Origin of the sequence: Pseudoalteromonas sp. 5Ae-yellow, assembly GCF_014077565.1 — a bacterium.
Lineage (GTDB): Bacteria > Pseudomonadota > Gammaproteobacteria > Enterobacterales > Alteromonadaceae > Pseudoalteromonas.
Window position 1 is genome coordinate 1 of sequence record NZ_JACGWD010000148.1, and the last position, 1388, is coordinate 1388.

Sequence of the window (1388 nt, forward strand, 5' to 3'; positions counted from 1 at the left end):
CAGGATGGCTTGCTCAATCGGCGTTTAGAAAATAAGCCGAAGGGATAGAAGAATACAGGAGCCGTATACGAGGCCCGTACGTACGGTTCTGTGAGAGGGATGAGGCAAAAGCCTCACCCTACTCGATTTGTGCCTATTTTATATTGTCAGGTTCTATTCACAGGCTATGTACTATGCTGTTGATGATTTAAATTTTTAACCACTATGGAGTTATTATGAAGACAGTAGGATATGCAGCAAAAAGCCAAGGTTCTGAATTGACGGAATTTTCTTTTGAGCGCCGCGATTTACGAAATAACGATGTAGAAATTGAAATTTTATACTGTGGTGTGTGCCATTCAGATTTACACGCCGTACGAAATGATTGGGGTGGCAGTGACTACCCATTGGTACCTGGGCACGAAATTGTTGGTAAAGTTATGTCGGTAGGTAGCGACGTTAAAAAATATAAGCAAGGCGACACGGTTGCTGTTGGTTGTATGGTTGATTCGTGCCAAAGTTGCGATCAATGTGATAACGACGAAGAACAATTTTGCCGCGAAGGCATGGTTGGTACTTACGCAGGCAAAGACCGCGTTAGTGGTGAAATGACCCAAGGTGGGTATTCTAAACATGTTGTTGTACGCGAAGAATTTGTACTTTCTGTACCAGAAAATTTAGACCTTTCACGCGTTGCACCGCTACTTTGTGCAGGTATTACTACGTATTCGCCACTTCATAAGTGGGGCGTAAAAAAAGGTAGCCGTGTTGGTGTTGTTGGTCTAGGTGGGCTTGGTCACATGGCCGTTAAAAATGCAGTTGCAATGGGCGCAAGCGTTACGGTAATTGGCCGTAGTGAGTCTAAAAAAGATGATGCGGTTAAATTAGGCGCTCAGCACTATTTAGTGTCATCTAATGATGACGAAATGAAAGACTCGCAATCTGCCTTTGACGTCATTATAGATACAGTCCCTGTAAAACATGATTTATCTATTTACACACCGCTACTTGATGTAGATGGTACATTAGTTATTGTTGGCCAAGTTGGTCCAGTGGATGAGCTAAGCACGGTGCCATTATTAATGGGTCGCCGTCGTATTGCAGGCTCACTTATTGGTGGTATTGCACAGACGCAACAAATGCTCGACTTTTGTGGTGAAAATAACGTGCTACCTGAGTGCGAAATGATCAACATTGACGAAATTAACACGGCATACGAGCGTATGGAAAAATCTGACGTACGATACCGCTTTGTTATTGATATGGCATCGTTAAACGCTTAATTTACTAGGGGCTGTTGATCTTTGTAGTACATATATCAATCAGCCCACATTGGTAGCCACATCATAGTAAATGCTAAAGCGAGCATTGAATGATAATTTCGTTCAAGCTTTTCATACCGCGTGGCT

General features: G+C 42.8%; 1 protein-coding gene and 1 pseudogene. One reads left to right on the forward strand and one right to left on the reverse strand.

All coding sequences use genetic code 11. The annotated features are described in order from the left end of the window. Nucleotides 1–215 precede the first annotated feature (215 nt). Nucleotides 216–1262 (forward strand): NAD(P)-dependent alcohol dehydrogenase, encoded by a 1047-nt coding sequence (locus H4J63_RS19705; protein ID WP_002958143.1) that lies wholly within the window; start codon nt 216–218, stop codon nt 1260–1262. Nucleotides 1263–1297: 35 nt separating this feature from the next. Here H4J63_RS19705 and H4J63_RS19710 read toward each other — a convergent pair. Next, nucleotides 1298–1388: pseudogene (locus H4J63_RS19710) on the reverse strand (IS5/IS1182 family transposase); the annotation flags it as partial.

Coding starts and splice junctions, on each gene's coding strand:
- H4J63_RS19705 (WP_002958143.1), top strand. CDS start 216: ATGAAGACAGTAGGATATGCAGCAAAAAGCCAAGGTTCTGAATTGACG.